Source organism: Devosia sp. Leaf420, assembly GCF_001425445.1.
Lineage (GTDB): Bacteria > Pseudomonadota > Alphaproteobacteria > Rhizobiales > Devosiaceae > Devosia.
This window is the reverse complement of record NZ_LMQU01000010.1, coordinates 86588-107095: the sequence shown is the minus strand read 5'-3', so window position 1 is coordinate 107095 and position 20508 is coordinate 86588. Positions and strand designations below refer to the sequence as shown.

Below are 20508 nucleotides of genomic sequence, written 5' to 3'. Positions count from 1 at the left end.
GCCTCGACATCTCAGGATGGGCCCCGGGTCGAGCCCGGGGTGACATCTGGTGGGGTGGGGACGAGGTGAGCCTCGGTGTTGCGAGGGATAACCTGCCTTAGTGGCGCGGGGTCAGTTCGATGACTGGAATGGCCTCGCGCGTAGTCTTCTTTTCGTAATCGGCAAATTGCGGGAAGAGGCTCGCCTGGCGCGCATAGATCGCGTCGCGCTCTTCGCCTTCGACGACGCGGGCATGAATGGGAAGGCGGCTGATGGTCGTGCCGTCACCTACGGAAATGTCGAAATCGGGGTGGGCGATGAGGTTGTGATACCAAGCCGGATTGTTGGGGGCGCCGGCATAGGAGGCAAACACATACCAGGGGCCGGTGTCGTTTTCGCGCAGATACATCAGCGGCTGCGTGCGTTCGAGCCCCGACTTTGCGCCGATCGAATGCAGCAGGAGCACCGGGGCGTTTTCGAAATAGCCGCCGGGCCTGCCGCCATTGGCGTTAAAGTCGGCGATGACCTGGTCGTTGAAATTGCTCATGTCGGACCTCGTGTCTGGGGTGAGGCTAGAGCTAGGTGTCGCGGACCCATTGAACAAGACCGGTGAAAACAAATGCCGCCCGGTTGGGGCGGCATTTTTTTGAGGCTGACGAAGCTTACTTCTTGATCGTCAGTGGACCGACCATCTGCTCGGGCTTCACTTCGGCGTCGAATTCTTCGCCTGTCAGGAGGCCAAGGTCGATGGCGGTTTCGCGCAGCGTCGAGCCGTTCTTGTGTGCGGTCTTGGCGATCTTGGCCGCGTTATCATAGCCGATCTTGCGGTTGAGCGCGGTCACCAGCATCAGCGACTGATCGACGAGTTGCTTGATGCGCTTGCGGTCGGGTTCGATGCCGACGGCGCAATTGTCGTTGAACGACTTGGCCGCATCGGCAAGGAGGCGGACGGACTGGAGGAAATTGTAGGCGATGACGGGCTTGAAGACGTTGAGCTCGAAATTGCCCTGGGAGGCGGCAAAGCCGATGGCGGCGTCATTGCCCATGACATGGGCGACGACCATGGTCATGGCTTCGGACTGCGTCGGATTGACCTTGCCCGGCATGATCGAGGAGCCGGGTTCGTTTTCCGGAATGGTCAATTCACCGAGGCCGGAGCGGGGGCCGGAGGCGAGCCAGCGCACGTCATTGGCGATCTTCATGAAGGCGACGGCAAGCTGTTTCAGCGCGCCCGAGGTGCCGACAAAGGCGTCGTGGCCGGCCATGACGGCGTATTTGTTGGGGGCAGTGATGAACTCGTGGCCCGAGAGCGTCGAGATTTCAGCGGCGACAGCGACGGCATAATCGGGGTGGGCATTGAGACCCGTGCCGACGGCGGTGCCGCCAAGGGCGAGTTCGCGCAGCTGGGGCAGGGTGACTTCGATGGCTTTTACCGCGAGGTCGATCTGGGCGACCCAGCCGCTCATTTCCTGGCCGAGGGTCAGGGGCGTCGCGTCCTGGAGATGGGTGCGGCCGATCTTGACCACGTCCATGAATTCTTCGGACTTGGAATGGAGCGTATCGCGCAGGATTTTGACGCGCGGGAAGAGGTAATTGACGACGGCTTCAATGGCGGCGATGTGCATGGCCGTCGGGTAGGTGTCGTTGGACGACTGGCTCATATTGACGTGGTCATTGGGGTGCACCGGCTTTTTCGAGCCCATTGTGCCGCCGGCCATCTCGATGCCGCGGTTGGAGATGACCTCGTTGACGTTCATGTTCGACTGGGTGCCCGAGCCGGTCTGCCAGACGACGAGGGGGAAATGATCATCGAGCTTGCCCTCAATGACCTCATCGGCTGCAGCAACGATCAGGTCGCGCAGCGCGGGGTCGAGGAGGCCGAGCTTGGTATTGGTGATCGCCGCGGCCTTCTTGAGGATCGCGAAGGCGGTGATGATTTCCTTGGGCATCTTTTCGCCGCCAATGTCGAAATTGGCGAGGCTGCGAGCCGTCTGAGCACCGTAATACTTGTCGGTCGGGACATTGATGGTGCCCATCGTGTCCGATTCAATACGCATGGTCATATCTGGCTCTCCGGCTGTGGCCGCTCTTGTCGGCGGTCCCTTGGACAAAACAAAAAGGCCGACCCTTTTGCAAGGATCGGCCGATACATCATTTCAGGTCGCGCGCATTCGCGTCGCCAGCCCTAAGGCTTAGCTCTTGACGGCGAGGATCTGACGACCGCGATACATGCCGGTCTTGAGGTCGACGTGATGCGGACGACGCAGCTCACCCGAATCCTTGTCTTCGACATAGGTGGGGTTTGCAATCGCGTCGGCCGAGCGGCGGAAGCCGCGCTTCATCGGCGAGGTCTTTCGTTTTGGCACTGCCATGGTCGGTACTCCGAATTCAAAATCGTTGCGCCGCCGAAAGCGGCCCAGAGACACGTCTCTGTTGGGATTGGGGGCTCTATAGAATAGTTGCCCGCCTTTGGCAACACGGGCTTTGGGGGATTCGATGGGGCTGACCTTGGCCAGTGGTGATTGCCGCTATCCCCACCCAGCCTCCCCTTGGAAGGGGAGGGGCCGCGGTTGAGAGACCGACTTGCCTCAGATTAAAAAAGCGGCGGCAAAGTCGTGATGGGGAGGAGGCCGGAGGAGAGGGTGCCGGCGCGGAAGTTGAGTTGATTGGTGTGGCGGCCGTCGGCGCCGGGGACGCCGAGGACGAGGGTGCGCCAGGGTTCTTCGATCATGGGGCCGATGCGTTCGGCAACGCCCTGGGAATCGATGTTGATGGTGCCATCGACGAGACCGGTAGGGCCAAGGGCGAGGTTGCCGCTGGCATTGAGATCGGCGGTATCGTCGGTCATCTTGACCGAGACGATCTTGAGTTCGCCGCCGGCCTGCTGCCAGGTGGGGAGAACGGGCGTGAGGCCAATGGTCGAATAGTCGTCGGGAATGCCGGTGAGTTCGGCTTCGACTTCGACGGCCGTGTTGGTCAGCGTCGCGGCGGGCAGTTCGAGGGCATCGGCGCGCATATAAAGAGCGAGCGCGGAAAGATTGCGCTCGGCATTGTGCGCCTCGGGCATATCGAGAAGGTGGAATTCGGCGTGCTTGGTCCGCGCGAGGAGCGTGTCGCCGAGCAAAAGATCGTTCCAGCCGATGTCGTCGCCGATCAGGGAAAGGCGGGCGATGCGGTTGTCGGTCAGCCGGAGGCTGCCTTCAAGCGCCGTCCAGGACACCGCGGAGCGTTGGCCGGTAAAGGCATCGGAGATTTCCGCCGGGCCCTTGGCCGAGCCGAGGAAATGATTGAGTTCGTAGACCATGGCGCTGGCGCGAAGGCCGGGAACCTTGATCATGACATCGCCAGTCGTGACGACGGCATCGGTGCAATCGACATCGAAAGCGAAGGGGAAGCCGCTGACGCCGAGATTGGCGCAGGTGAGGCGCGGGGAGGTCTCGCCATCGGCATAGGCGAGAAGCTCGATCTGCTGCCGCAGCTGGCCGGCGAAATAATACCAGGCGCCGGTAACGGCGGCGATGACAAGCAGGATGACGGCGCCAAGGGCGATGATTCGATTCTTCATGGGTCGGTTTTATCTCCAAAGCGCGTCGCGATCTCCGAGATTCGCATCGCGCGCTTTAGCTCTTTGTTTTTCGCATGTCGTCATCCTGACCCTAGGCGATTTCGGGCGGCATGCTACGGGATTGGCAAAATGCAAAAGCGGGTCGCCTTGAGACCGCCTTTGTTGGCATCAGATTATCTGCCCCATGGTTGTGGCCGGGGCGAGGCCGGGATTAAGCTTGTGGACCGCCGTGAAGGTGGGTGTGGGACTGAAGCGGAGATAGTGATGACGGAAACGACTGCAGCAAGCCACTGGGTGTTTGGCTATGGTTCGTTGATCTGGAACCCGGGCTTTCCGTTCGTTTCAACCCAGATCGGGCGCCTCAAGGGCGCGCATCGCTCGCTCTCGATCATTTCGCACCATCACCGGGGCACCAAGGAACAGCCGGGTCTGGTTTTCGGCCTCACGCGGGGCGGTTCCGTGCGCGGCATGGTGTTCGAGGTGGCTGATGAAAACTGGGCTGACGTTCGCGCCTATCTTGAAGAACGCGAGCAGGTGACGATGGTTTACCGCGACGTGATCCGACCGGTCGTGCTCGACGATGGGCGACGGGTTTCAGCGCTGACTTTTATCGTCGACGAGACCCATGAGCAGTTTGCCGGCAATCTCGATCTCGACGCGCAACTGGCCATGGTGAAGGTCGGTGTCGGGATTTCGGGGCGGAATGTCGACTATGTCATCAATACCGCGCGGCATCTCGAAAGCCTCGGCATTCATGACCGGGTGCTGATGGATCTGGCGCGGCGGCTCGAAGATAATGAAGCGACGAGTCAGGCGGCCTGATCGATCCTTGCGGGCACGGCGCCTTCTAGATCTGCAATGACCGAGAGCCGGCCATCGTCCAGCATGGGGCGGGCGAGGCGGAACACACCATCGGCGCGGTTCATGGCTTTGCGAAAGCGCAGGCGAATGGCGGGTTCGGCAATGAGATCGAGACCGCAGCCGACCCAGAGAACGCTGTTGCCGCGCGCGATCAGATAGAGATCGGCGCCGTTAAGAACAAAGTCCCCGAGATTCTCATGTTCCAGAGCATAGGCATGGCCGGACAGGCCGAGCCACTGGCTGGTCTTCTTATGGCGAAGTGGCGGTTCGAAACCCGCCTCGATCCAAGAAAGCATCCTGTCCCTCCCTGCACGGAGTAGAACAAAATTAGAACAAATACCGCGAATCAGTCAAGCGGCGTTTTCAGTCCTACTACATCTAGTGGCGGGTGGCTCTAGGGGATCAAGATGCGGAGGTGCGCTGTCGGGCAGCAGCAATCCGCTTGGCAAGGTCGGAATCGATCGGGCGAACGAGGCCTTTATCGACTGCAGCGAGCGCCAATGCGTCCGAGCGCGGCTCAATCGCTTGGCGCAGCCGCTCGGCAAAAACGTCGGGAGCAAGGCCCGCTTCGATCGGCGGCATGATCTCGGCCTCGGCAAGGCCCGGCCAGATGATGAGCGAATTGCGGCCCCAGAAGAGGCCTGAATTGAGCGCCACGGGGACCACCGGCACATTGAGCTCGCCATACATGCGAACGATGCCCTGGCGATAGGCGGGAGCCGAAAGGGGCGCCTTGCGGGTGCCTTCGGGGAAGATGACGATGCGGCAGCCGCGATTGATGGCGTCACGGGCGCCGCGCATCATGGCCGGGATCGCCTCGGCGCCCTTCTTGCGATCGACCGCGATACAATCGAGCGACCGCGCGGCCCAACCAAAGAAGGGAATATTCATCAGCTCCTGCTTGACGATGTAAGCAGGGCGGCCGGTATAGGGGAAAATAGCAAAGACGTCCCAATCGGACTGGTGCTTGCTGGCAATGATGCAGCCGCCGGGTGGAATATTTTCGGCGCCTGTGACCTTGGTGCGGAGCCCGGTGATGACGCGCAGCAACTGGACGTTCGACCAGCACCAATAGCGAGCCAAAGCCCAGGTGAAGCGGGTGGGGCCTGCAATCATGCCGACAATGCCGATGATGATGGCAATGATCGCCGTCTGGCCGATGAAGATGAAATAGAAGAGACCCGTGCGGATCGCCTGGACGGCTGTTATCAGTGGCATGCGTGCTCCTGGCGTCGGCTTATCCTTAGCGGGATAGGGGCGAGATGACGAGGGGGGCTTTTTTGGGGGGAGAGGATTGTTCGCTGAGGCCCCCTCACCGACCTGCGGCTTCGCCGAGCCTGCCCTTCCGGGCCTTGTTCGCTGAAATCGCTCCACTGGAGCGATTTCCGGGCGCGTCCAAGTCTCCCCGAGAGGGAGAGGAATAGGAAGGGCGCGTTGGGCTATTCTTCTCCCTCTCGGGGAGAAGGTGGCCCGAAGGGCCGGATGAGGGGGCTCTGCAGCGACCGTTAGGTGCGATGACTAAGAGGCTTCGCTGAGGTAGCGGCGGACGGTCATGCGGGAGGTGACGGCGGTCAGGACGGCGATGACCGGAATGACGAGGATGACGAAAATGGTGCCATCGATGCCGAGGACGAAATTGCCGAAGATGAAACCGACCTGGGTCGTGGCCTCTGTGGGGAGCACCGAACCGGCAGCGGTGCCGATGAGGATGAAGAACAGCGTGCCGAGGAGCGCGCCGAGAAGGCCGCCCTGTAGACCGATGGTGAGGAAGCGGCCCTGGAATTCTCCAGCGATGAACTTGTTGGACGCGCCGATGAAGTGAAGGACGTCGACGATCTCGCGATTGGTGGCCATGGCGCCGCGGGTGGCAAAGATAATGGCGAGAACGGTCGCGACGCCGATGAGACCGAGAACCAGCAGACCGGAAATGACGACTGTGCCGGCCATGGTGTTGAGCTGCTGGCGCCATGCAGCGTGGGTATCAAGGCTCGCGCCCTTGATGGCCTGAAGATTGCGCTGGAGCTGATCGATATCGGCGTCGACCGGATCGCCCAATTGCACGACGATGAGACGTGGCACGGCAATGGCGGAGAGATCGAGACCCGCGCCGAGCCAGGGCTCGAGCAGGGCCTGGCTTTCTTCAAGGCTGAGGGCGCGCGCACCGGCGACGCCGGGCGTTGCCTGCGCGAGGGACACGGCGGTGCGCAGATTGCTTTCCATCACCTCGCCCTCGACCGGGCGGATCTGGATGGTCATTTCGCGGCCGACATCGGCGGACCAGGCGATCGCCGATTTTTGCACGAGGACGACGCCCCCGAGCGTGACGGCGGACAAAAAGCTCATGATGGTGATGAGCATGAGGAGCGTTCGGCCGGCGACGCTATGTTTGGGGACGATGGGTGCGCCAGCGCTACGGCGCGTCAGGCGCGCCAGCAATTGCCTAATCATGGATGGTCAGCGTCCCTTTGTTGAGCACCATGCGCGGATAGGAAAAGCGATCGAGCAGCGGCAATTCGTGGGTGGCGAGAATGATCGTCATCCCCAAAGTGCGGTTGAGCTCGGCAAAGAGATGAACGAGGCGGCTTGAAAGATCGGGGTCGACATTGCCGGTGGGCTCGTCGGCCAGAAGAATTTTGGGCCGGGCGATAACGGCTCGAGCGATGGCAGCGCGCTGCTTTTCACCGCCCGACAGAACGGTCGGGAGCGCATGCATGCGCTCGCCGAGGCCGACCCATTCGAGAAGTTCGGTGACGTTTGGCCGATATTCGCTTTCCGGCTGGCCGAGGACGCGGAGCGGCAGAGCGACATTTTCAAAAGTCGTCAGGTGATCGAGGAGCCGGAATTCCTGGAAGACGATGCCGATATGGCGGCGCATCTGGAGGAGGCTATCGCGATCGAGGGTGCCTACATCCTCATTGAGCATGGTGACCTTGCCGCGGCTCGGTTTGAGCGCCAGGAGCAAAAGCCGGAGGAGGCTGGTCTTGCCCGAGCCCGAGGGGCCGGTCAAAAAATGAAACGAGCCGGGCTCGATGGAAAAGGTCAGATCACTCAGGATTTCGGGACCATTGCCATAGCGAAGGCCGACATCGGAAAATTCGATCAAGAACGGGTGCTCCCCAGCTCGTCCGGTGGTCTTGCCGCAACACGCGAATCAGAGACCGCGCCATCATAGCAGCGTCGTGCCGGGTCTGCGGCATCGCACCCGCTATGGACGGGGGAAAGCGGCACTTTTGTGTTCTTGCCTCAGGTTCTTGCCGGTTTGAGGAGTATTAACCCGCGGCAGGCTAGGGTCAGGACAAGCCCAATATGGTTGCGCCGGTTTAGATGATCATTACCTGCCCCAATTGCCAGACGAAATACCAGGTGACCTTCGAGGCCATCGGCTCGGCTGGTCGTAAGGTGCAGTGCGCCAGTTGCCGGCAATCCTGGCAGCAGCCGGCGCTGCCTCCGCCGGGGCCGGATCTGCGACTGGTGCCGAAATCTGAGCCTGAATCGGACCGGCTTTTCGACAATATGAGCGAAGAGGCGCTCGACGCTGCGATCGAGGCGGAAGAAAAAACCGCCGTCGAAGACGCGCCGCGTCCGGCCGATCCTCTCGATCCTGTGGAGCCGCGCCCGGCGAAAAAACGGGAATCAGCGGCCGAAGTGCGCGAGCGGCAGAAAAAACTGTCGCGCCGCCAGGTCGCCATGGCCGCCAGCATGCCGCTGGCGCGTATGCGACGGACGGCAAGGATCGCCGGCGCAGTCACCTTGGTTGGTATTCTGGGGCTTGGCTATTTCGGGCGCGTCCAGATCGTCGAGCGCAATCCTGATCTTGCGGGCATTTACCAGGCCGTCGGGCTGGGCGTGAACGTCGTTGGGCTCGAGCTGTCGGATCTGCAATCGACACGCAGCCTCAGCGAAGGCAAGGAAGTGCTGGTGGTTTCGGGACAGATCGTGGGGCTGATGCCCAACCCGGTTTCGGTACCGCCAGTATTGGTGAGCCTCCTCGATAGCACGGGGCACACGGTTTATGAGTGGAGCGTCGCGCCGCGTATTCGCGATCTGATGGCGGGCGAGCGCGCGACATTCGATACGCGCCTGCCGCTGCCCCCCGTCGAGGCGACGCGGGTGCGCCTGAGTTTTGCAGGCGGACGCACAGCCATCAATGGCGGCGAAGCCACGCAGCCGGCGGGTGTGCCGCCGAGCCCGACCAGCGATGGTCACGGTGCGCCAGCTGAACACGGGGCGCCAGACGTGGCCGCTGCAGAAAGCCATGGCGAGCCGGCGGTTGCCGAAGCGCATGGTGCGGAAGCCGAGGCAGGACCCGCCGGCCACGATGCGCCGGAGCCAGAGCATGGCGCGGCGGAAACGCCTGTTGAAGCCGAAGCCCCGGCGGTTCACCACTGACGGGATCGTTCCTATATTCAATGCATTCTAACGCCGGTTCTTCACCCCAGAACTGGTTCTAGCCTTGCAACGGCCCGAGCGCCGTTTGCCCGGAGACGACATATGGCCCGCATTCTTGTCGCTGAAGATGATCCCTCCGTCCGCGCCTTTGTAGTCAGCGCGCTGACGATGAAGGGGCACGAGGTCGTCGCCGAAGAAGATGGTGGCCTCGCCGCAGAGACGATGGAAGCAGAGGAGGGCAAGTTCGACCTCCTGCTTTCGGACATCAAGATGCCGGTGATGGACGGGATTGCGCTGGCGCTGCAGGTCGGCTCGTCGTTTCCCGAGGTGACGATTGTCTTGATGACCGGATTTGCCGATCAGCGCGAGCGGGCGCATGGGCTAGAGGCGCTGGTTTACGATGTGATCGTGAAGCCGTTTACGCTGGCGGAGTTGCTGGCCAAAGTTGAGGATGCGCTTGAGGGGCGGCCTGTCGAGGTGGTTTCGCTGGCACGACAGGCTCGGGAAGAGTAGGGGGCGCTTCCTAAGTCCCAGCTCTTTCTATTCTTCTCCCCATCGGGGAGAAGGTGGCGCTATAGCGCCGGATGAGGGGGCTTCTTCCGGGGGGCGCGTTTGCTGCGACATCCCCCTCACCGACCCAGCTTTGCTGGGCACCTCTCCCCGAGGGGGAGAGGGATAAGGGCGGTGCTCGCCTGCCAATTCAGATCCAATCTGGGACGCTATCGAGCGCCAATAATTCCTCGATGCTCTTGCGCGGGCGGATGACGTGCCAGCGGTGGCCGTCCACAAGAACTTCGGGGATCAGGGGGCGGGAGTTGTAGGTCGAGGCCATGACGGCCCCATAGGCGCCGGCGCTCATGATGGAGAGCAGATCGCCTTCCTTGACACCGGGGATGGTGCGGCCCTTGGCGAGGTAGTCGCCGGTTTCGCAGACGGGGCCGACGATGTCGCCGGTGATGGGCGGCAGGTTGGACTGGTTGACCAGTTCGACGTCGTGATGGGCCTCGTAAAGGGTGGGGCGGATCAGGTCGTTCATGGCGGCGTCGACGATGATGAAGTTGGACGCGCCTTCCTTCACATATTCGACTTTTGTCACCAAGATTCCGGCATTGCCGACGAGGAGGCGGCCGGGTTCGATGACGAGGGTGCAGTCAAGCTGGCCGACCTTTTCGCGCACGATGGCGGCATAGGCGGATGGGGGCGGCGGGGCGTCTTCGTTCTGATTATAGGGGATGCCGAGACCGCCACCGACATCGACATGATGGATGGTGTGGCCATCGGCGCGGAGCGTTTCGACGAGTTCCGCCATGAGGCCGAAGGCGTTCCCAAAAGGTTCGAGATCGGTGATCTGGCTGCCGATATGCATGTCGACGCCGACGGCAGTGATATTGGGCAGTTCGGCGATGCGCTGGTAGACTTCGCGGGCGCGCTTGAACGGGATGCCGAACTTGTTCTCGGACTTGCCGGTCGAGATTTTCGCGTGGGTGCGCGCATCGACGTCGGGGTTGATGCGGACGGAGACGTGGGAGGTGAGGCCCATGTCGCTGGCGATCATCGAGAGGCGTTCGAGTTCGGGTTCGCTCTCGACGTTAAAGCACTTGATGCCGGCGGAAAGCCCCTGGCGCATTTCGGCGACGGTTTTTGCAACACCAGAGAAGACGATCTTTTCGGCCGGGATGCCGGCGGCGAGGGCGCGCTGGAGTTCGCCGCCGGAAACGACGTCGGCACCGCAGCCTTCATGGGCCATCAGGGTGAGGACGGCCTGATTGGAATTGGCCTTCATAGCATAGGCCATCAGCGTCGGGATGCCCTCAAAGGCCTCGCGGACGACGCGGACATGGCGGCGGAGGGTCGCGGCGGAATAGACGTAAAAGGGCGTGCCGACCTTTTCAGCCAGGTCGTTGAGATTGACGTCCTCGGCATAAAGCGTGCCGTCGCGGTGGTTGAAGTGGTGGACCATTTTTCGCCCTTTGGTGCCGCGCTCGCCGCGTGGGTGCTGAACTCTGCGCTTCCCCTAAGCCAAAGGCCCAAAAAACAAAAGTCAGACTTCTCGATCCGTCTCATAAACGGCTTCGATGCGCTCTGCGACGAGGTTTTGGAGGCGCCAGAGGTGAGGGTCGTGGAGGCCCATCTGTTCGAGGTGTTCTACGGTGGCAAAGAGATAGTCGGCCATTGAGCCGCGACTGCCGACGGCCTTGGCGAGAACATCGGCGATCTCGGCTTCGGAGAGGCCCGATATGTATCGGCCCGAATTACGGTCGATGCAGAAGGTCAAGGCGTTGATCTTGCGCTCGCCGGAGCGGACGCTGACCGTGCGCGGCGGAAAGGCGCTTGGCAGCCAGCTCATTTCGCGCTCGAAAAGTTTGATCAGGCATTCGTCGCGGCGGCCGGGCGGGAGGCGGTAAAGCGCGCCCTTGCAGGCGCCGCCGCGATCGAGCGCCAGCATGAGGCCGGGGTTTTCGTCACTGCCGCGGAAACGGTTGTTCCAGCCGAGGCAAAAGGCACGATGCCAGCCGTGGAGGAGGCCGGTCCGCACTTCAACGAAGTCGCAGGCGGGTTTCCAGATCAGCGAGCCATAGGCGAAGATCCAGGTTTCGTCAGATGGGTCGGCGTCACCGAAGAATTTGGCGATGGTCGCGAGGTGGTCGGCTTCGGAGGCCTGGTGCATACCCTCGGGCGGTGGGGGCAGGTCTTCGCTGACGGTTTCGGGCTGGAGATAGGCGACGTGGCGCGGGCTGAGGCGCATCTGTCGCTTTTTGTCAGGCATGAATTTTCTCTCGCCACATCAACGGCTGCCGGCACCCCCTCCCAACCTCCCCCGTCGAGGGGGAGATGCAGATCGAGTTTCGAACTCGATAGGAGCCAAATCCACTGGTCCGGCACCCTCCCCCTTGCGGGGAGGGATGGGGAGGGGGATGACGCGCTCAGGAGCGGAGGTGTCTGCCTCGATGATTAAGCGTGGAGTAGTTCGTCGCTTTATTCAACACCGCCATCGCCATGGCCGCCATGCTTCTTTCTGGTGAGCGGCTGGGGTTGGTGGTCTTCGCCGGTAAGGGCTGATTTCCAGCGGGCGGCCTGGGCCATGACGTTGATGGGGGCGGTGCCGCCATAGGATTTTCGCGCGGCGACGGAGGCCTCGACGGTCAGCACCTTGTGGATGCGACTATCGATGCGTTGGTCCACGGTCTTGAAGTCCTCGATGGTGAGGCCTTCTAGGCCGCAATTCTTTTGTTCGGCGAGGGCGACGATCTGGCCGGTGATGTGGTGGGCGTCACGGAAGGGAATGTTGAGTTCGCGGACGAGCCAATCGGCGACGTCGGTGGCGGTCGAGAAGCCAGCGGAGGCCGAGGCGTGCATCTTTTCGCGGTTCGGGACCATGTCGGCGACCATGCCGGTCATGGCGGCGAGCGAAAGGGAGAGGGCGTCGAGGGCGTCGAAGGCGACTTCCTTATCTTCCTGCATGTCCTTGGAATAGGCGAGCGGCAGGCCCTTCATGACGACGAGGAGCGAGTTGAGCGAGCCCATGATTCGGCCGATTTTGGCGCGCACGAGTTCGGCCGCGTCCGGGTTGCGCTTTTGCGGCATGATGGACGAGCCGGTGGTAAACTTGTCCGAGAGCCGGATGAAGCCGAACTGCGCCGAGGACCAGATGACCATTTCCTCGGCAAAGCGGGAAAGGTGCATGGCGCAGATGGCGGCGGCGGCTAGGGTTTCGAGGATGAAATCGCGGTCGGCAACGGCGTCGAGCGAATTGGCGGTCGGGCGGTCAAAGCCGAGGGCCGTTGCCGTCATGTCGCGATCGATGGGATAGGGCGTGCCGGCGAGGGCGGCGGACCCAAGCGGGTTTTCGTTGAGCCGGCGGCGCGCATCGGTGAGGCGACCGGCGTCGCGGCCCAGCATTTCGACATAGGCGAGGAGATGATGGCCGAAGGTGACGGGCTGGGCGTTCTGGAGATGCGTGAAGCCGGGGAGGATGGTTTCGGCTTCTTCCTCGGCGCGCTTGACGAGGGTCAATTGCAGCGTGTGGATCTGGGCGACCAGGTGATCGATGGTGTCGCGGACATAGAGCTTGAAATCGGTGGCGACCTGATCGTTGCGGCTGCGGGCTGTGTGGAGGCGGCCGGCGGCATCGCCGATCTTTTCGCGCAGGCGCGATTCGACATTCATATGAATATCTTCGAGCGCCCGCGAGAATTTGAACGAGCCGTTCTCGATTTCGGCGAGCACCTCGTCTAGACCCGCAAGGATCGCATCGCGATCGGCCTGCGTCAGTATGCCAGTGGCAGCGAGCATTGTGGCATGGGCTTTGGATCCGGCAATATCCTGGCGGAAAAGGCGCTGGTCGAAACCGATCGAAGCGTTGATTTCTTCCATGATGGCGTCGGGGCCGGAAGCGAAACGGCCGCCCCACATCTTGTTGCTCATCTTATGCCTTTCGGGAGTTACCCATGTCGGAAACCAGCCAGCCCAAACCAGCCCGCCGAACAGTGCCGGCGCTTCTGGGGGTGGGGGTCGCAGGTTTGGCGCTAGCTATAGCGGCGTGGATTTATCTCGGCAACACTGCCCAGGCCAACTCATGCCCCGCCAAGATCGCGCAGGCGCAGGTGGTCGATGCGGCGGCCACAGGGGAACTTGCCGCGCTCATGGGCACAGGGGAAGGCCGGGGTTATGCCGACATGGCGTTCAAGGACGAGAGCGGCAAGGCGATGACGCTGGCCGACTTTTCGGGCAAGTCGCTACTCGTCAATTTCTGGGCGAGCTGGTGCGTGCCGTGCCGGGAAGAAATGCCGGCGCTCGACGCGATTGCCGGCGAGTATAATTCGGACAAGTTCCAGGTCGTGCCGATCAATCTCGATATCGGAGAGGGCGGCCTCGGCAAGGCCGAAGAGTTTTTGGCCGAGGGAAAATTCCAGAACCTGCCGCTTTATGCCGACAATACGTTTGCCGCCTTCGATCGACTGAAGCGCGAGGCGGTGGCGGTGGGCCTGCCGGCGACGTTGCTGCTCGATCCCGAAGGGTGTGAGATCGCGGTGTTGCAGGGGCCGGCGGAGTGGAACAGCCGCGATGGCAAGGCGGTTATCGACGCGTTGATCGGGCTGAGGGGGTAACAGCCCACGGCTTCCGGATTTGATCCGGGATCCATCTCCAGATTTCAGGATGGGCCCCGGCTCAAGGCCGGGGTGACGACCGAGTTCTGGAACGTGCCTTAGTGCACTCGTGCCTAAACCAAAAGATCGACTTCCGCGCCATTGGTGGGCGTGAGCAGGGCTTTGCTCGGGGTTTCCGAGCGGGCTTCTTCGGCTTGGGCAGCGAGCATCTCGCCGCGGGATTTGGCGACCTGGGCGAGGAGCGAATTGGTGCTGGCGCCATCGCGGAGGGCGAGGCGGGTGACCATGGCATTTGGATTGGTAGCGATGGCGCTGGCCATCGGCGTTACGCCGATTTGTCGATCTGCGTGCCTTGACCGGGCGGGAGCACGGCCTGGGCCGGTTGCAGCAGCATGTCGAGAAGCTGGGTCTGCATATCGTGCTGCTTCTTTACGATCGCGATCTGGACCGACTGATGCGTCTGGGCGCTACGAGCCGCCATGAGGCTGGAGGCGAGGTCGGTATCCATGGCTGATTGTCCTGACGCGATACTTACGAGACGCGGGTTAGGTTAAGGGTTTTGGGTAAAGAAAGTGTCTGCGGAACTCAGGCTTCGTGGCTCCTTACACCCCTCCCGGCCTCCTCGCCTGAATTCGCTCCGCTGGAGCGAATTCCCCAACGGGACGGGTCAGAGCCCATCAAGGGGGAGGTGTGGCGCTTGTGAGTGAGGGTCGTTTATCGCCCGCCGAAAAGCGGAACACTTTTGCGGCGCATCAGTGGGGCGAGGGCGATGCCGGCCAGGAAGCCGCCGATATGAGCCCACCAGGCGACGGGTTCGGTCGATCCTATAAGGACATAGAAAAGCTGGGTGGCGACCCAGAAGCCGAGCATCCAGAAGGCGGGGACGGGCAGCGGAATGGGAATGACGATGCGCGCGAGGACAAAGACGCGGGCATGGGGGAAGAGGAGGATATAAGCGCCCATGACACCGGCGACAGCGCCGGACGCGCCTATAAGAGGGCCATTGCCATCGAGGTTGAAGGCGAGATGGGCGAGCGCCGCAAGGACAGCGCAGGCAAAGTAAAAGGCGACGAAGCGAATGTGGCTCAGCGCATCCTCGATATTGTCACCAAAAACCCAGAGGAAGAGCATGTTGGTCAGGAGGTGCAGCCAATCGGCATGAAGGAAGGCATAGGTAAGGAGTGTCGCCCAATCGGGGAGCCAGGGGAGCGGGGCAGGGTAGAGATCGCGGACGACGATCGGGATCATGCCGAAACGAATGGCCGCCTCGTTGATCGCCGAGGGCGGCATCAGCATCTGGATGAGGAAAATCAGGACGTTTAGGCCGATGAGGCCATAGGTGACATAGGGGAAGCCGACATGGCGGTGCGGGTTGACGTCATGGAGGGGGAGGAACAGGGTTTTTCTCCTTTCGCCAAGACGTCAGTTGTTTGCATGGTGTGTCGGGGGCTCTCGACCACCCCCACCCAACCTCCCCCCCGAGGGAGAGGGGTGCTTCTGTAGGTGGGATGATGGCTTAGCCGCCGCGGCCGCCGAAGAAGAAGAGGGCGCCCATGAGGAGGATGATGGCGACGGCCTGGCCCATGACGCGGAGGCGCATCAGGCGCTGGCTGGTGTTGGACGAGCCGCCCTTGGTCATGTTCCATAGGCCCATGCCGAGAACGATGACGACGAAAAGGAGGGCCAGCGCGATGCCGATATTGAGAAGAGTGTCCATAACGACCTGACTATGTGCGGCGTTCAGCCCTGCATATAGGCGGAAAGGCGCTCCGCCAAGGCATCATAGATGGCACGAATGCGATGGGAGGTGAACAGTTCCCGATGCGTCGTCAGCCATATGGGGAGGGGCGGGATGGCCAGATCGATGGGCAGGATTTCGAGCCCCGGCGTTTGTCGCGCCAGATTGGCCTGGCCGAACCCGATGCCGAGCCCCGCACGGATCGCTTCCCAGAGATGGGGCTGGTCGTCGGAGCGGATGATGAAATTGTCGCGGGTGAGCGGAAAACCGAGCTTTTGGGCGTGGAGGATGATCGCGTCTGACCGGTCAAAGCCGAGGAGATCGTGTTTCCAGAGCTCTTCGGCTTTCGTGGGGCGGCCGCGGCGCGCGAGGTAGCGCTGATGGGCGATAGGAACGACGGGAATATCGCCGAGGTGTTTTGTGACCAGTTCGAGCTGGGTGGGGCGGAACATGCGAACCGCGATATCGGCCTCGCGCATCAGGATATTGCCCGCAGCATCGGTCGGGACGATTTCGAGCGCGATGCGCGGATGCAGCATGCGTATGGCGTAGAGAATTTCGGGCAGCACATAATTGGAAATCATGGTGCTGGCGGTGATGCGGACCGTGCCGCCGGTATCGTCCTGGGCGCCTTCGGCCATCATGGTGGCCTCGGCCAGTTCGCCCTTGGCGCGGGCAATGGGGCCATAGAGTTTTAGAGCTGTTTCATTGGGCTTTAGTCCGGAGAGGCTCCGCTCGAAGAGCTGAACGCCGAGTTGGTCTTCGAGCAGTTCAACATGGCGGCCAACAGTGGGCTGGCTGGATTTGAGCGCTCGCGCCGCGCCTGAAAGAGAGCCGTTTTCGATGACGGCGGCAAAGCTGCGCCACAGGGACCAGTCCGGCTCTCTATTCATGGGTGAATATCAAATCTCGAATTTTGCGCAATCGCTATAAATATCTGTAGCGCGCAGAGTGAGCTTCAGCAATCGCACAATGGAGCTGAAGAATGAGCAAGGGCAAGGTGACGGTCCTCGGCAGCAATGGCCATATCGGGAATGCGGCGATGATCGCGTTTCGCGATGCGGGGTGGGAGGTTACGGGACTGGGGCGGACAAATCGGCGTCCGGTCAGCGGCACGACGTTTGTCGCGGGTGATGCGGATGATGTCGGGGTGGTGCGGGCCGCGATCGCGGAAGCTGATGTCGTCGTCCATGCGCTCCACCTGCCCTATGACCAATGGGGCAATGGCCGCTCGGAAAAGCAGTTGCAAGTGGTGATCGATGCGCTGGGGACGAGCGGCAAGACGCTGCTGTTTCCGGGCACGATTTACAACTATCGCGCCGGGGACCGGGTCGTTTCGCCCGCGACGCGGCAGAGTGCCGAGGCGCCGCGCGGGGAGATCCGCATCAAACTCGAAACCATGCTGCGGGAGGCTGCAGCGGCGGGCAAGTTTCAGACGATCATTTTGCGCGGCGGGGATTTTTATGGGCCGGGCAATCGCGGCGAATGGTTCGGCGATGGCATGCTGATGGATCTGGGCAAGGGCCGGATCTATCACATGGGCGATCTCGATATGCGCCATAGCTGGGCCTATCTGCCCGATCTGGCGCGAGCCTTTGCGGTGCTGGCCGAAAAGCGCGAGAGTTTGCAGGCGTTCGAGAATTTCCACTTTGCCGGCCATTGGGTCGCGCATCGCCAGGTGATGGCGGCGATCGAAGCCGCCCTGCCGCAAAATTTGAAGGTTGGGGCTTTCCCATGGTGGGGATTGGCGATGATGGGGCTGATCAATCCCGTGATGCGGGATTTGCATCGCATGCGCTATCTCTGGACCCATGAGATGGAGCTGGTCGATCCGCGGCTCGAATCGATATTGGGCGGGGGGTTCTTGACGCCGTTCGAGGTGGCCGTGGCGGCGACAGTGGAGGAGTTTGTGGAGGCGAAGAAGGCGGCTTGAGTTAGGAAGAAGGCCCCCTCAACCGCCGACTTTGCCGTCGACCTCTACCCCAGAGGGAGAGGTGTCGCTTCGCGACTTTTTTAAAAGCCGACGGCCCGCTTCACATCGTCGGCGGTCCAACCCTCGCTGCGCAGATCGGCGAGGGTTTGGCTGTTTTTGGATTTGGAGAGCTTTTGGCCATCGTCGTCGAGGAGGAGGCGGTGGAAGTAATAGATGGGCGTCGCATAGCCCAGCAGCATCTGGAGGAGGACGTGAATATCGGTGGCCGCTTCCATGTCACGGCCGCGGGTGATGTGGGTGATGCCCTGGGCGGCGTCGTCGACGACCACGCTGAGGTGATAGCTGGTGCCGATGTCCTTGCGCTGAAGCACGACGTCGCCCCAGCGCTGGGGACGGGCGTAGCGGATCTGGGGGCGGTCGGTCAGCGTCGGGCCGATAACAGTATAGGTCAGCATGCCGGCTTCCTCGATCGCGAGATCGGTATGGAGGCGGAACTGGACGGGGTCGCCACGCTCGAAGCGCTCGATGCGCTCGGCATTGGAGAGATGTTTGCAGGTGCCGGGATAGATCGGCGCGCCATCGGGATCGGTGGCGTCGGCATGGGCGGCGATTTCGGCGCGGGTGCAGAAGCAGGGATAAATCAGATCACGCTGGCGCAATCGGTTCGCAGCCTCCGCGTAAACTTCGAAGCGCTCGGACTGGATCATGACCGGTTCGGGCCAGAAGAGGCCAAGCCAATGGAGGTCCTCGACAATCGCGTCGGTAAATTCGGGTTTACAGCGGTTGATGTCGATGTCTTCGATGCGCAAAAGCGCGGTGCCGCCCCAGGTTTTGGCGGCCGTCCAGGTGACGAGTGCGGAGAGGGCGTGGCCGAGATGGAGGCGTCCGTTCGGGCTTGGGGCGAAGCGAAGAAGTGGTTTTGACATGGTTATTGCAGTTAGCACTTTCGCGCCGGGCGCGTCACCGCGGATCGATACGCCGGAGGGCGTTGCGGCTCATCTCGATAGCCTGATGGCTTTGGTGCCCGAGCTCATTCCCATGCGTGAGCGGGTCGGTGCGGTATTGCCGCGGGTCAATCCCAAGGGTTTTGCCGGCATGGCCAAGGTGATTTGCGGGCAGCAGCTTTCGGTGCAAAGCGCGGCGGCGATTTGGGGTCGGTTTTCCCTTTTGCCCGGAGCATTGGAGCCCGAGAGTTATTTGCTGCTCGACGAGGAGACTGTGCGGGGCGCCGGGTTTTCGCGCGGAAAATTTGCTGCGGTGCGGACGATTGCCGAGGCGGTGGTGGCAGGGGAACTCAACTTTGCCGAGGTGGATGCGCTGCCGGCAGAGGAAGCGATTAAGGCGCTGGTGGCGCTCAAGGGGATCGGGCCATGGACGGCTGAGGTCTATCTGCTCTTTTGCGCTGCGCATCCCGACATTTTTCCCGCCGGAGACCTGGCGCTCCTCAAGGCCGCGCATCACGGTCTCGAGCTTGACGCGCGACCGACGATCAAGGAAATGATCGGGCTTGCCGAGAGCTGGTCGCCGCATCGCTCGGCGGCGGCTCTCTTGTTCTGGCGCTATTTCGCGATGATGCGTGACCGGGAGGGAATTCTTCTATGACCAAGCTTTCGGGTCCGATGATGGCGCCAGCCAATGGGCAGGCGCCGGACAGCGCAGTGGTGCTGCTGCATGGTTATGGCAGCGACGGCAATGACCTTATTGGCCTCGCGCCGCATTGGCAGAGCCTGCTGCCGGGCACGCTGTTCGTCGCGCCCAATGCGCCGACGCCGACGGGCATGAGCGGCTTTCAGTGGTTCTCGATCGACTGGACCGGTGATCGCGTTGCGGGACGGCAGCGGGGCATTTTGGAAGCGCGGCCGGTGATTGAGGAATTTCTGCGCGATCTCTGGGCCCAAACTGGCATAGCGCCCGAGCGCACAATTCTCGCTGGCTTCAGCCAGGGGGCCATGATGGCGCTTCACACCGGCACGGCGCTCAAGGAGCGGTTGATGGGTGTCATCGGTTTTTCTGGCGCCTATCTACCGCCCGAGGGCCTCGGCGGCGACACTATGGCCAAGCCGCCGATCTGCCTTGTCCATGGGGATATGGATCAGGTGGTCGATCCCAATCTCTCAAGCGACGCCAATGCCGTGCTGACCAAAGCCGGCTTTGATGTGAGCTATCACGTCAGCCGCGGCGTGGGGCACGGGATTTCGCCTGATGGACTCAGCTTTGCCAGCGATTTCATAGCGAAAATTGCCGCGAAATAAGTCCTTCATCCCCGCTTCACAGCCCTGACACAAAGGGCTTACTATAAAGGGGCTATGGACTTTACAGATTCCCGCTTCGGGAGACTCTCGTGACCATCCATGTGTCGCCTGAGGCCTGTCCCGCTCTCGTGTTGAACGCCGATTTTCGGCCGCTCAGCTATTACCCGCTCTCGCTATGGTCGTGGCAGGACGCGATCAAGGCGGTGTTCCTCGAGCGGGTCAATATCGTCTCGCTTTATGACACGGTCATCCATTCGCCCAGCTTCGAAATGCGATTGCCGAGCGTCGTGTCGCTCAAGGATTATGTGAAGCCGGCGCGGCATCCGGCCTTTACCCGCTTCAACGTTTTCCTGCGCGATCGCTTCCAGTGCCAATATTGCGGCTCGCGTGATGACTTGACATTCGATCACGTCATTCCGCGCTCGAAGGGCGGTCTGACGACGTGGGAAAACGTGGTGGCGGCCTGTGCGCCATGTAACCTTAAAAAGGCAAACCGGTTGCCGAGCGAGATCAAGATGTTTCCGCATCAGGCGCCGTTCGCGCCAAGCGTGCATGATCTCCACAATAACGGCCGCGCGTTCCCACCGAACCACCTGCACAAGAGCTGGCTCGACTATCTCTATTGGGACATCGAGCTCGAGCCCTAAAGGCGTCGGTGGTTATGCGGACTTGCTGCAGACTGC

General features: G+C 61.8%; 25 protein-coding genes. 8 read left to right on the top strand and 17 right to left on the bottom strand.

Annotated elements, in window-relative coordinates; all coding sequences use genetic code 11:
• Positions 1-97: 97 nt before the first annotated feature.
• From ASG47_RS07910 to ASG47_RS07895, 4 genes are all read right to left on the bottom strand, one after another.
• On the bottom strand, positions 98-526 hold the full coding sequence (locus tag ASG47_RS07910) for a nitroreductase/quinone reductase family protein (RefSeq protein ID WP_061908203.1): 429 nt from the start codon (positions 524-526) through the stop codon (positions 98-100).
• A 115-nt stretch (positions 527-641) separates the two neighbouring features.
• Positions 642-2042, bottom strand: coding sequence for a class II fumarate hydratase (fumC, locus tag ASG47_RS07905; RefSeq protein ID WP_061908202.1), 1401 nt, complete (start codon positions 2040-2042; stop codon positions 642-644).
• Between the two features lie 129 nt (positions 2043-2171).
• On the bottom strand, positions 2172-2351 hold the full coding sequence (gene rpmF, locus ASG47_RS07900) for a 50S ribosomal protein L32 (RefSeq protein ID WP_061908829.1): 180 nt from the start codon (positions 2349-2351) through the stop codon (positions 2172-2174).
• 221 nt (positions 2352-2572) lie between these two features.
• Positions 2573-3544, bottom strand: a complete 972-nt coding sequence (locus ASG47_RS07895; RefSeq protein ID WP_061908201.1) for a DUF2125 domain-containing protein — start codon at positions 3542-3544, stop codon at positions 2573-2575.
• Between the two features lie 264 nt (positions 3545-3808).
• Between ASG47_RS07895 and ASG47_RS07890 the strand changes: the two genes are divergently transcribed.
• Positions 3809-4366 (top strand): gamma-glutamylcyclotransferase, encoded by a 558-nt coding sequence (locus ASG47_RS07890; protein WP_061908200.1) that lies wholly within the window; start codon positions 3809-3811, stop codon positions 4364-4366.
• Here ASG47_RS07890 and ASG47_RS07885 read toward each other — a convergent pair.
• The 4 genes from ASG47_RS07885 to ASG47_RS07870 all read right to left on the bottom strand — a co-directional run bounded on the left by ASG47_RS07885 (position 4354) and on the right by ASG47_RS07870 (position 7508).
• The gene (locus ASG47_RS07885) at positions 4354-4701 is read right to left on the bottom strand and encodes a hypothetical protein (protein WP_061908199.1); all 348 of its coding nucleotides are present in this window, start codon (positions 4699-4701) and stop codon (positions 4354-4356) included. The genes ASG47_RS07890 and ASG47_RS07885 overlap by 13 nt on opposite strands.
• Positions 4702-4807: 106 nt before the next feature.
• Positions 4808-5623, bottom strand: a complete 816-nt coding sequence (locus ASG47_RS07880; RefSeq protein WP_061908198.1) for a lysophospholipid acyltransferase family protein — start codon at positions 5621-5623, stop codon at positions 4808-4810.
• Positions 5624-5923: 300 nt separating this feature from the next.
• A complete protein-coding gene (locus ASG47_RS07875) occupies positions 5924-6853 on the bottom strand; it encodes a cell division protein FtsX (protein WP_061908197.1) in 930 nt (309 codons plus the stop codon).
• Positions 6846-7508, bottom strand: a complete 663-nt coding sequence (locus ASG47_RS07870) for a cell division ATP-binding protein FtsE (protein ID WP_061908196.1) — start codon at positions 7506-7508, stop codon at positions 6846-6848. The genes ASG47_RS07875 and ASG47_RS07870 overlap by 8 nt, the downstream gene beginning before the upstream one ends.
• A 221-nt stretch (positions 7509-7729) precedes the next feature.
• Here ASG47_RS07870 and ASG47_RS07865 point away from each other — a divergent pair, with 221 nt between their 5' ends.
• Both ASG47_RS07865 and ASG47_RS07860 read left to right on the top strand, forming a co-directional pair.
• A complete protein-coding gene (locus ASG47_RS07865; protein ID WP_061908195.1) occupies positions 7730-8794 on the top strand; it encodes a zinc-ribbon domain-containing protein in 1065 nt (354 codons plus the stop codon).
• A 102-nt stretch (positions 8795-8896) separates the two neighbouring features.
• Positions 8897-9307, top strand: a complete 411-nt coding sequence (locus ASG47_RS07860) for a response regulator (protein WP_061908194.1) — start codon at positions 8897-8899, stop codon at positions 9305-9307.
• Positions 9308-9494: 187 nt separating this feature from the next.
• Here the strand turns inward: ASG47_RS07860 and lysA are convergent, their stop codons facing one another.
• The 3 genes from lysA to argH form a co-directional block, all read right to left on the bottom strand.
• Positions 9495-10754 carry a diaminopimelate decarboxylase gene (lysA, locus tag ASG47_RS07855; protein ID WP_061908193.1) on the bottom strand — a complete coding sequence of 420 codons (1260 nt, stop codon included), beginning with the start codon at positions 10752-10754 and terminating at the stop codon, positions 9495-9497.
• An 81-nt stretch (positions 10755-10835) separates the two neighbouring features.
• Positions 10836-11561, bottom strand: coding sequence for a gamma-glutamylcyclotransferase (locus ASG47_RS07850; protein WP_061908192.1), 726 nt, complete (start codon positions 11559-11561; stop codon positions 10836-10838).
• Positions 11562-11770: 209 nt separating this feature from the next.
• Positions 11771-13219, bottom strand: coding sequence for an argininosuccinate lyase (gene argH / locus ASG47_RS07845; RefSeq protein WP_082511634.1), 1449 nt, complete (start codon positions 13217-13219; stop codon positions 11771-11773).
• Between the two features lie 23 nt (positions 13220-13242).
• Between argH and ASG47_RS07840 the strand changes: the two genes are divergently transcribed.
• Positions 13243-13902: a TlpA disulfide reductase family protein gene (locus ASG47_RS07840; protein WP_061908191.1), complete on the top strand. Its 660-nt coding sequence runs from the start codon at positions 13243-13245 to the stop codon at positions 13900-13902.
• Between the two features lie 113 nt (positions 13903-14015).
• Here ASG47_RS07840 and ASG47_RS07835 read toward each other — a convergent pair whose 3' ends face one another.
• The 5 genes from ASG47_RS07835 to ASG47_RS07815 form a co-directional block, all read right to left on the bottom strand.
• Positions 14016-14222: a hypothetical protein gene (locus ASG47_RS07835; protein ID WP_061908190.1), complete on the bottom strand. Its 207-nt coding sequence runs from the start codon at positions 14220-14222 to the stop codon at positions 14016-14018.
• A gap of 5 nt (positions 14223-14227) precedes the next feature.
• Positions 14228-14410, bottom strand: coding sequence for a putative motility protein (locus ASG47_RS07830; protein ID WP_046143266.1), 183 nt, complete (start codon positions 14408-14410; stop codon positions 14228-14230).
• Between the two features lie 206 nt (positions 14411-14616).
• Positions 14617-15198 (bottom strand): rhomboid family intramembrane serine protease, encoded by a 582-nt coding sequence (locus ASG47_RS07825; protein ID WP_200940877.1) that lies wholly within the window; start codon positions 15196-15198, stop codon positions 14617-14619.
• Positions 15199-15418: 220 nt separating this feature from the next.
• Positions 15419-15619 (bottom strand): twin transmembrane helix small protein, encoded by a 201-nt coding sequence (locus tag ASG47_RS07820; protein WP_061908188.1) that lies wholly within the window; start codon positions 15617-15619, stop codon positions 15419-15421.
• Positions 15620-15642: 23 nt separating this feature from the next.
• Complete coding sequence (locus ASG47_RS07815; protein WP_061908187.1) at positions 15643-16533, bottom strand: LysR family transcriptional regulator; 891 nt, start codon at positions 16531-16533, stop codon at positions 15643-15645.
• A 92-nt stretch (positions 16534-16625) separates the two neighbouring features.
• On the opposite strand from ASG47_RS07815, the gene ASG47_RS07810 reads away from it, so the two are divergent.
• Complete coding sequence (locus tag ASG47_RS07810; RefSeq protein WP_061908186.1) at positions 16626-17573, top strand: NAD-dependent epimerase/dehydratase family protein; 948 nt, start codon at positions 16626-16628, stop codon at positions 17571-17573.
• 80 nt (positions 17574-17653) lie between these two features.
• Here the strand turns inward: ASG47_RS07810 and gluQRS are convergent, their stop codons facing one another.
• Entirely contained in the window at positions 17654-18499 is an 846-nt protein-coding gene (gluQRS, locus tag ASG47_RS07805) for a tRNA glutamyl-Q(34) synthetase GluQRS (protein WP_061908185.1), read from the bottom strand.
• Here gluQRS and ASG47_RS07800 point away from each other — a divergent pair.
• From ASG47_RS07800 to ASG47_RS07790, 3 genes are all read left to right on the top strand, one after another.
• Positions 18498-19175 (top strand): DNA-3-methyladenine glycosylase family protein, encoded by a 678-nt coding sequence (locus ASG47_RS07800; protein ID WP_061908184.1) that lies wholly within the window; start codon positions 18498-18500, stop codon positions 19173-19175. The two genes, gluQRS and ASG47_RS07800, sit on opposite strands and share 2 nt — an antisense overlap.
• Entirely contained in the window at positions 19172-19825 is a 654-nt protein-coding gene (locus ASG47_RS07795) for an alpha/beta hydrolase (protein ID WP_061908183.1), read from the top strand. The genes ASG47_RS07800 and ASG47_RS07795 overlap by 4 nt, the downstream gene beginning before the upstream one ends.
• An 89-nt stretch (positions 19826-19914) precedes the next feature.
• On the top strand, positions 19915-20472 hold the full coding sequence (locus ASG47_RS07790; RefSeq protein WP_061908182.1) for an HNH endonuclease: 558 nt from the start codon (positions 19915-19917) through the stop codon (positions 20470-20472).
• Positions 20473-20508 lie beyond the last annotated feature (36 nt).